This window comes from Bifidobacterium cebidarum, assembly GCF_009193305.1.
GTDB lineage: Bacteria > Actinomycetota > Actinomycetes > Actinomycetales > Bifidobacteriaceae > Bifidobacterium > Bifidobacterium cebidarum.
Window position 1 is genome coordinate 1 of sequence record NZ_WBVS01000016.1, and the last position, 3,020, is coordinate 3,020.

Sequence of the window (3,020 nt, forward strand, 5' to 3'; positions counted from 1 at the left end):
CCGAGGCCGTTGCCGTAGAAGATGTTGTCGCCGAGCACGAGGGCGCAGGGCTCGCCGGCGATGAACTCCTCGCCGAGGATGAACGCCTGGGCCAGGCCGTCCGGACTGGGCTGCACCTTATAACTGAAATGCACGCCGTACTGCTCGCCATTGCCGAGGAGCTTCTCGAAGTTGGGCAGGTCCTTCGGCGTGGAGATGATCAGAATGTCACGAATACCGGCCATCATCAGCACGCTCAGCGGGTAGTAGATCATCGGCTTGTCATATACCGGCAGCAACTGCTTCGACGTCACCGTCGTGAGCGGATAGAGTCGAGTGCCCGAACCGCCAGCGAGGATAATGCCCTTCATGAGACCTGCTTTCTCCATATTCATACAAGCGTATCCAGCTTAGCCAATACCGCCCCAAAACAGAAAACCGCACAGAGTCTTCTGCGCGGTTTTCACACGGGAATCAACAGTTTCTACTTGTCGAGTTCCTTCTTGACGTATGCGTTGAGGCTGTCCTCCCAGTCGGCGGGCATGTAGCCGGATTCACTGATCTTCGACAGGTCCAGGGCGGAATGGGTCGGACGCGGGGACACCGGGTTCTTCGCGTTCGCGAAGTACTCCGCGGTGCTGATCGGCTTCACCCTGTCGCCGTTGCCGTTCGTCAGGTCGAACACCTCACGGGCGATATCCGCCCAGCTCTTCACCGCACCGGAGCCGGTCAGGTTGTAGGTCCCGTACGGGGCGTGCGAGTCGAGCAGGTGGAAGATCGCCTCCGCCATGTCCCTGGTGAACGTGAGACGCCCGTACTGGTCGTCCACCACCGTCACCTCGTTCAAGCCATCGTTCTCGTCGGCCACACGGTTGGAGAGCGTCATCATGGTCTTCACGAAGTTGTGCCCCTCGCCGATCACCCAACTGGAACGCAGGATGTAATGCTCCGGCGCGTTCGACACCGCGATGTCACCCGCCGCCTTGGTCTGTCCGTACACGCCCAACGGGGCGAACGCCTCCGTCTCCGTATGCTCCTCGGCAGTGCCGTCGAACACGTAGTCGCTCGACACGTGCACCAGCGTGATGTGATGGTCCCTGGCCACCCTGGCCAGCAATGCCGGGCCCTCGGCGTTCGCCTTCCACGCGATCGGACGGCCCTCACGGGTCTCGGCCCTGTCGACCGCCGTGAAGGCGCCCGCGTTGATGATCGTCCCGTACAGGCTCCAATCATACTTGCCGTACGCGGCCGGGTCGGAGAAATCGAACTCGTCGATATCCGTGTACTCGAAGCCCTGCAAATGGTGCGCCTCCGCATACGCGCGGATCGCATGCCCCAGCTGGCCGTTGCAACCCGTCACCAACGTACGCTTCGGGCTCATGGGCTTCGCATCCCTCAACATCGGATGATGCAGATCAGCCTCGGAACGCTCCGACTCCTCCAGGGGGATCGGCCACCGGATGTCCAGCTCCGGGTCGGCGAGGTTCACGAACGTGTAGGTCTTCTTCTGTTCCAGGCTCCAATGCGCGTTCACCAAGTAGGTGTACACCGTCCCATCCTGCAAAGCCTGGAAGCTGTTGCCCACGCCACGCGGCACATAGATCGCCTTCGACGGGTCCAAGCGGGTCGTGAACACCTGGCCGAACGAGTCGCCCGGCCTGAGGTCCACCCACGCGCCGAAGATCTCGCCCGCCGCGATCGAAATGTACTTGTCCCACGGCTCCGCGTGGATGCCACGCGTCACGCCCTTGGTGGCGTTGAAGCTGATGTTGTTCTGCACCGGGCCGAAATCAGGCAGACCCAACGCCATCATCTTCTGGCGCTGCCAGTTCTCCTTGAACCAGCCACGGTTGTCCCCATGCACCGGCAGATCGAACACCAGCAAACCCGGGATGTTCGTCTCCGTGACCTTCAAATCCTTCTCAAACTCAAACGACATCAATCAATCCTTTCCTTTCACACGATCCCATATACGAGCACGACCGGCCACGGCCGAAAACACGAAGGGAGGGGACCCGGGAAAACACCCGGCATCCCCTCCCCGGGAATCACTGTCCTTGCTGCTTGTACCTGGCCTCGGTGGCGGCCTTCGCCGGCTCCCACCAGGCGCGGTTCTCCGTATACCATTCGATGGTCCGCTCCAGGCCGGATTCGAAGTCCGTGTGCTTCGGCCTCCAGCCCAACTCGGTCTGCAATTTGGTCGAGTCGATCGCGTAGCGGCGGTCGTGGCCAGGACGGTCCTTGACCCAGTCGAACGCGTCCTCGTCCTGGCCCATCATTTTGAGGATCATGCGCAGCACGGTGATGTTGTTCTTCTCCCCGTTCGCGCCGATCAGGTACGTCTCGCCGATGCGGCCCTTCGTCAGGATGGTCCACACGCCCGTGGAGTGGTCGTCCGTGTGGATCCAGTCGCGCACGTTCTCGCCCCTGCCGTACAGCTTCGGACGCATGCCGTCCAGGATGTTCGTGATCTGACGCGGGATGAACTTCTCCACATGCTGGTACGGACCATAATTATTGCTGCAGTTGCTGATCGTGGCGCGGATGCCGAACGTGCGATGCCAGGCGCGCACCAGCAGATCAGACGACGCCTTCGTCGAGCTGTACGGGCTGGAGGGATGGTAAGGGGTCTCCTCCGTGAACTTCGCCGGATCATCCAACGCCAGGTCACCATACACCTCGTCCGTGGACACGTGATGGTAGCGGACATCGTACTTGCGGGCCGCCTCCAGGAGACGGAACGTGCCCTCCACGTTCGTCCTCAGGAACGGCTCCGGGTTCGCGATGCTGTTGTCGTTATGAGACTCCGCCGCGTAGTGCACGATCGCGTCATGACCGGGAACCAGCCTGTCCAGCAGCTCCGCGTCGCAGATGTTGCCATGCACGAACTCCACCCGATCACCAAGAATACCCTTGATGTTCTCCAGATTGCCCGCATACGTCAACGCATCCAGGACCGTCACATGCACGTCCGGATGATTGTTATACACGTAATGAACGAAATTCGAACCGATGAAACCACAACCACCAGTCACAATAAT

Annotated in this window: 3 protein-coding genes; all 3 read right to left on the reverse strand. The window is 60.8% G+C overall.

The window, feature by feature from the left end; translation table 11 throughout:
* A partial coding sequence (locus tag F7D08_RS09670) for a sugar nucleotidyltransferase (protein ID WP_152210428.1) occupies nt 1-350 on the reverse strand: 350 nt, incomplete at its 3' end.
* Between the two features lie 113 nt (nt 351-463).
* Complete coding sequence (locus tag F7D08_RS09675; protein ID WP_152210426.1) at nt 464-1,918, reverse strand: sugar nucleotide-binding protein; 1,455 nt, start codon at nt 1,916-1,918, stop codon at nt 464-466.
* A 109-nt stretch (nt 1,919-2,027) separates the two neighbouring features.
* On the reverse strand, nt 2,028-3,020 hold a 993-nt coding region (gene rfbB / locus F7D08_RS09680; RefSeq protein WP_152210427.1), incomplete at its 5' end, for a dTDP-glucose 4,6-dehydratase.